General features: G+C 63.6%; 6 protein-coding genes. 1 reads left to right on the plus strand and 5 read right to left on the minus strand.

The window, feature by feature from the left end; genetic code table 11:
- Nucleotides 1-11 precede the first annotated feature (11 nt).
- Complete coding sequence (locus H926_RS0104750; RefSeq protein WP_022675298.1) at nt 12-542, minus strand: hypothetical protein; 531 nt, start codon at nt 540-542, stop codon at nt 12-14.
- 156 nt (nt 543-698) lie between these two features.
- Nucleotides 699-1,412 carry a tRNA (guanosine(46)-N(7))-methyltransferase TrmB gene (locus H926_RS0104755; protein ID WP_022675299.1) on the minus strand — a complete coding sequence of 238 codons (714 nt, stop codon included), beginning with the start codon at nt 1,410-1,412 and terminating at the stop codon, nt 699-701.
- Nucleotides 1,413-1,512: 100 nt separating this feature from the next.
- Between H926_RS0104755 and H926_RS0104760 the strand changes: the two genes are divergently transcribed.
- Nucleotides 1,513-2,811 carry an FAD-binding oxidoreductase gene (locus tag H926_RS0104760; protein ID WP_022675300.1) on the plus strand — a complete coding sequence of 433 codons (1,299 nt, stop codon included), beginning with the start codon at nt 1,513-1,515 and terminating at the stop codon, nt 2,809-2,811.
- A 176-nt stretch (nt 2,812-2,987) separates the two neighbouring features.
- Here the strand turns inward: H926_RS0104760 and H926_RS0104765 are convergent, their stop codons facing one another.
- From H926_RS0104765 to H926_RS25630, 3 genes are all read right to left on the minus strand, one after another.
- Nucleotides 2,988-3,356 (minus strand): hypothetical protein, encoded by a 369-nt coding sequence (locus H926_RS0104765; RefSeq protein ID WP_028657592.1) that lies wholly within the window; start codon nt 3,354-3,356, stop codon nt 2,988-2,990.
- 498 nt (nt 3,357-3,854) lie between these two features.
- Nucleotides 3,855-4,556: a response regulator transcription factor CtrA gene (gene ctrA, locus H926_RS0104770; RefSeq protein ID WP_022675302.1), complete on the minus strand. Its 702-nt coding sequence runs from the start codon at nt 4,554-4,556 to the stop codon at nt 3,855-3,857.
- Nucleotides 4,557-4,873: 317 nt separating this feature from the next.
- A partial coding sequence (locus H926_RS25630; protein WP_022675303.1) for a tetratricopeptide repeat protein occupies nt 4,874-5,856 on the minus strand: 983 nt, incomplete at its 5' end.

The raw sequence follows: 5,856 nt of genomic DNA on the forward strand, positions 1-5,856 counted from the left end.
CGGGCCATGGCTCAGGCCGCTTCTTCCAGCGGCACGAAATCGGGATAGAACGTCGGCGCGCGGGTGGACCAGCCCGGCGCCGTGGCTGCTGCCTCGCTGATCGATTGCAGCAGGTCCTTGCGCCGCAGCGGGCGGATCTGCGGCAGCGCCGCCGCGCCGCAAAATGCCGCCGGCAGCCAGGGCCGCACCTCTGCGCCCAGCAGGCGCTCATAGAGAAAGCGATAGGCGGAAAACCCGTCGAGCCGGTCCTGGCCCAGATCGAACGCGCTCAGGCGGATCAGCGCGCCCATGAACCGCTCGATGCCCTCGGCCGCCGGGCCTTCGGGCAGCATCGTGCGCAGCAGCTTGAGATCCTGGTAGACCACATATTGCGTGCGGATCGCCGCGGTCTCGGCCGCCGTGCGCGCCCAGATCTGGAAAGCATCGCGCCGGCCCAGCCCGATATCCAGGCTGCGCCGGATATAGCGCTGGGTCGCCGCCGGAAAACTGGCAAATTCGCGCAGTTCGTTCAGCAGCTGGGTGGCAGTCTGGTGGTGAGACATGGCGCGCTCCGATGCGGCGGTCCGTGCCGTTCGCACCTGTCCCGCCGATAGGACAAACGCTACGCCTCGATAGTTAGCGCGCCATTAATCAGCCCATGCGCACGGGCCCCGCCCGCCGGTTATGGCAAACTGCACCACAGCCCGCAGCGCTCTGGTTCAGCTGCGGGTGTACCGGAAATACCAGATTTCATGGCCTTGGGCGCGGGCCTTGGCGGCATAGCGGGTTTCCGGCCAGCCGCCCGGGCGCTGCTGGAAATCCTGCGCGGTCTGCGCCTGCCAGCGGAACTGGTCGGTGTGGCGGCGCATCACCATCAGCGCGTGGCGCAGATAGATCGGATGGTCGGTGCCAAAGCGGAATTCGCCGCCCGGCTTGAGCTTGCGCGCGAACAGATCGACCGGGCCGTCGTTCATCATGCGCCGCTTGGCGTGGCGCGCCTTGGGCCAGGGATCGGGATGCAGCAGATAGAGGAACGACAGCGCGCCATCGGGCACGCGTTCCAGCACTTCCAGCGCATCGCCGTGGTGGATGCGCACATTGCCCAGCGGCGGATGGGCGCCATTGTCGCCATCCACATGGGTCAGCGCCTGCGCCACACCGTTCAGGAACGGCTCGGCGCCGATAAAGCCATGGTCGGGCAGCAGGTCGGCGCGATAGGCCATGTGCTCGCCGCCGCCAAAGCCGATCTCGAAATGCAGCGGGCAATCGTGCCCGAACAGCGCCTGGGCCGTGACCGGGCCTTGCGCCGGCACCGCGATGCGGGGCAGCAGGGTATCGACCAGGGCCTGCTGGCCCTGGCGCAGGGGCTTGCCCTTGGCGCGGCCGTAAAGGCGGTTGAGCGTGGTCGGATCGCCGGATTTGTGTGCCGTCATGGGGCGCAGCCGATGGCAGGGGCGCGCGTTGCGGTCAATGCCCGGCGCACATACCGCACGGTTTCGCTTGATCTGTGATCGATCTTGGCAATGATCGGCCATGGCCACCGCACCGCTGATCGATCGCCCGCACACCTACTATTCCGCCAGCCTGGGCGACGATACTGCCTGGCCAGTGCTGCAAGGTGATCACAGTGCCGATGTCGTGGTGATCGGCGGCGGCTTTACCGGCGTCAACACCGCCTTGGAACTGGCCGAACGCGGGCTGTCGGTGGTCCTGGTAGAAGCCAACCGCATCGGCTGGGGCCAAAGCGGGCGCAACGGCGGCCAGGTAACCGGCAGCCTTTCGGGCGAAGGCGAACTGCGCAAGCAGTGGAAACGCCGCCTGGGCGCAGAACTTGACGATTTTCTCTGGTGGCTGCGCTGGCACGGGCAAGACGTGATCGCCGCGCGCGTTGCCCGCTATGGTATCGCGTGCGACCTCAAGCACGGGCACATCCATGCCGCGATGAAGCGCTCGCACATGGCCGAGTTGGAAGAAACTTTTGCCCAGGCCTGCGCGCGCGGCATGGGCGATGATGTCGTGCTGCTCGATGCGGCCGGCATGCGAGACCACCTCGAAAGCCCGCGCTATTGCGGCGGCCTGCTCAACAGCCGCAACATGCACCTGCATCCGCTCAAGCTGTGCCTAGGAGAGGCCAAGGCCGCTGCACAGCTCGGCGTGCGCCTGTTCGAGGGCTCACCGGTTGTCGACATCGTCCACGGGCCGCGCCCCCGCGTGGTCACCGCCCAGGGTAGCATCAGCGCCGCGCAGGTGATGATCGCTGGCGATGTCTATCACAAGCTGGAGCGCAAGGCGCTGGGCGGGCTGATCTTTCCAGCGGTGGGCGGCATCGTCACCACCGAACCGCTGGGCGATGCAGCCGCCGCGATCAACCCGCACGATCTGGCCGTCTATGATTGCCGCTTCGTGCTCGATTACTATCGCCTCACCGCCGATGGACGCCTGCTGTTTGGCGGCGGCGCCAATTATTCGGGCCGCGAATCGCGTTCGTTCGCCGATGAATTGCGCCCGGCGATCGAGGCAACGTTTCCGCGGCTCAAGGGCGTGAAGATCGAGCACGCCTGGTCCTGCGCCATGGGCATCGTCATCAACCGCGCACCACAACTGGGCAAGCTGGCCAGCAACGTGTGGTATGCCCAAGGCTATTCCGGCCACGGCGTCGCCACCAGCCACGTCGTGGCCGAAGTCATGGCCGAGGCCATCGCCGGCACCCTGGAACGCTTCGACATTTTCGCCGCACTCAAGCCGCTGCGCGTGCCGCTGGGCGACTGGCTGGGCAACCCGCTGCTGATGCTGGGCATGCGCTGGTATCTGCTGCTGGAGAAGTTCCGCTAGGGGTTTGACCGCAGACTGATTGCAGATTTTCAGAATTTAAGAAGACGAGTATTTCGCGCAGAGGCGCAGAGATTCCATTTATCTCTGCGCCTCCGCGCCTCTGCGCGAATCAGATTGGGTCAAACCCAAATATTGCGGTATAGTGTGCATGTCCGAAAGCGCCCAAATGTGGACATCTACGGCAGTAAATCGTGTAAGAAGTCCAGTGTCATGTCGTTTCCGCTAGAAGCTAAAAGCTCAGAGCGACCATTTTTGACATGATGAAGTTCAATGTGGCCGTTTTCGCGATCCTCGATCTTCCGGACGCCGTCGAGCACGCACAGCACTCCGAAGACAGCCGCCCTCGCCGCGTCTTGGCCGAACTCTTCGACGAGGGCGCGCTCGGGGCCGCTAAGGTTTTTCATCCATCCGGAACGCCGCGACCTCTCCTCCGAACGAAGTCGTCCCGGCGGATTTTGCCAAGTTTTCACAAGCTCGACAGATAGTCTATCCAGCACAACTAGCTGGAGCAGGTCTACAAAAGCTCTCTGGTCCATAAAAGACATTTACGCGCAAGAGTGCCGATGCTCAATGTCCGCTTCCCTCCGACCTAGGCGATTCCTGGCGCAAGCGACATCGATAAACAAATGACCGCTTCCGACGCGCCAACTGAGGCGCCCGAACGTCGGCTATTATGCCGATTGTGGCGGAGGACCGGGAGATGGCCAGATCGGCTACTCGCGCCCATTTGAGGACATACTGGCGTTTTGCACAAGCAGAACAGCTGGACCCCGGATCAAGTCCGGGGTGACGGAAAATATAATTGAAATAAAAACTTATCACCCCGGACTTGATCCGGGGTCCAGCTTGATAACGTGCACCATGCCTGCAATCACCGCGCAAAGGCAGCCAGCCACCAAAACACGACACATCCGCCCGGCAGCACGGCCGTAGATTCATCCGCTCGACGCTCGCCCGCACACCCAATGTTACACGTGAAACACCAAACGAAAACGGCCCGTCGTGGGAACGGGCCGCTTCGGGATTGTGCGCAGAAAAAGGGATCAGGCCGCTTCGATAGCCGTCATGTCGTCGGGATCGCGCAGCACATAGCCGCGGCCCCAGACGGTTTCGATGTAGTTCTCGCCGCCGCAGGCATGGGCCAGCTTCTTGCGCAGCTTGCAGATGAACACGTCGATGATCTTGAGTTCCGGCTCGTCCATCCCGCCATAGAGATGGTTGAGGAACATTTCCTTGGTCAGCGTGGTGCCCTTGCGCAACGAGAGCAGTTCCAGCATCGCGTATTCCTTGCCGGTCAGATGCACGCGCGCGGCGTCCACTTCCACGGTCTTGGCGTCGAGATTGACCGAAAGCTTGCCGGTGCGGATGACCGATTGCGAATGGCCCTTGGACCGACGCACCACCGCGTGGATACGGGCGATCAGCTCTTCGCGGTGGAACGGCTTGGTCACATAATCGTCAGCACCGAAGCCGAACGAGCGGACCTTGGAATCCATTTCGGAAATGCCCGAAAGGATCAGTACCGGCGTCTGCACCTTGGCGACGCGCAGCTTTTTCAGCACGTCATACCCGTGCATGTCGGGCAGGTTCAGGTCGAGCAGGATGATATCGTAATCATACAGCTTGCCGAGATCGAGGCCTTCCTCCCCCAGGTCGGTGGAATAGACGTTGAACCCTTCGGCCGTCAGCATCAATTCGATAGCCTTGGCCGTTGCCGGCTCGTCCTCGATCAGCAGCACGCGCATGGATCAGCCCCTTCTTGCCATTCCCCGGCACAGCCCCCCTACTGAGGCGCATGCCCATCATTAACCATATGACCTATGAACATGAAAGGTTAATTTAACGTAAGCACAGGTCCGGTGTCGGCAGCCATTTGCCAGCAATCATCGCTGCAAACCCCGCCCTCGTCGCATTCCCGCAAATCCTTACCGCGCCGCTTCCCCCAAAGCGACAACGGCAAGGCTTGCGAAGACCAATCGTAAGCCCACACGGTTAACGTGCTTTTCCATGCGCCATCGGGAAGAACGGCAATGGCAGGCGAGGATTCGCGACGCGAAAACGCTCAATCGGCGGCAATGCCCAGGCGCGCGGCGGCATCACGCAGCTTTTGCGCATTGGCAGGCTGGGTCTTGACCGCCGCCAGCCCCTTGGCCAGCGCCTTGGCTGCGTCATCGCGCCGGTCCTGCTGCACACGACTGCGAATCAACAGAATCCAGCCATCGACGTTGCCGGGGTTGCGCGCCAGCCGCGCTTCCAACCCATCGACCATGCCGCGCTCCATCGCCGCACGCGTGCCGCTGTCCACGCCGCCGGTCTGCGCGCCCGACGCGGTTTTCAGCTCGGCATGGGCCGGCCCCGGCAGCGCGCCTTTGCGGCGCTCGGCATCCTTGCCCTTGCCCTTTTCCTTGGTCTTGTCCTTGTCCACCTTGGGCAGGCGGGCCTGGGCATCGGCAATCGCCAGGCGCTTTTCCACCTCGATATGGTGGCGCTTGCCCACGCTGCGGATCACGCTGCGGATATCGCTGGCATAGGGCGCGTCGGGCGCCGTTTCGCTCAGCTGCGCAAACCATGCGCGCAGGGCACGGCGGTGCTGGCCGGCCAGATCGAGCGACAGCGCCTTGAAATAGCGCGCACGCGCATTCTTGGGATCGATCGCCAAGGCCTTGTCAAAGGCGATTCGCGCCCCGCGCGGCATCTGCCCTTCGCGGCGCGAAGCCATGACCAGCGCCTCGCCCAGGAACGAAAAGCTTTCGGCATGATCGGGATCGAGCGCCGTGGCCTTGCGCAACGCGCGCGCCGCGTCCTTGTAGCGGGCGTTCTGGAAATAGGCCCAGCCCAGCATGCGCCAGCCCTGCACGTCTTCGGGCTCGTCCTTCAGGCGCTGTTCCATCCGCGTGATCGTATCATCGACCACGGGCGAGGGTTCCGGGCTCGGCTCGGCATCGGGCGCCGCGTTCGAGGCGTCGGCCGCAGGCGCACTGGCATCGGGCAGCGGCGCGGGCACTGCACTGTCGAGCACCACCGGCGTCACTTCCGGCCGCTCGG

The organism is Novosphingobium sp. B-7, from assembly GCF_000410615.1.
Classification (GTDB): domain Bacteria; phylum Pseudomonadota; class Alphaproteobacteria; order Sphingomonadales; family Sphingomonadaceae; genus Novosphingobium; species Novosphingobium capsulatum.

Bases quoted from the DNA above. Each gene is read 5' to 3' on its own strand.
- H926_RS0104750 (WP_022675298.1), bottom strand. From the start codon at position 542: ATGTCTCACCACCAGACTGCCACCCAGCTGCTGAACGAACTGCGCGAA.
- H926_RS0104755 (WP_022675299.1), bottom strand. From the start codon at position 1,412: ATGACGGCACACAAATCCGGCGATCCGACCACGCTCAACCGCCTTTAC.
- H926_RS0104760 (WP_022675300.1), top strand. From the start codon at position 1,513: ATGGCCACCGCACCGCTGATCGATCGCCCGCACACCTACTATTCCGCC.
- H926_RS0104765 (WP_028657592.1), bottom strand. From the start codon at position 3,356: ATGTCTTTTATGGACCAGAGAGCTTTTGTAGACCTGCTCCAGCTAGTT.
- ctrA (WP_022675302.1), bottom strand. From the start codon at position 4,556: ATGCGCGTGCTGCTGATCGAGGACGAGCCGGCAACGGCCAAGGCTATC.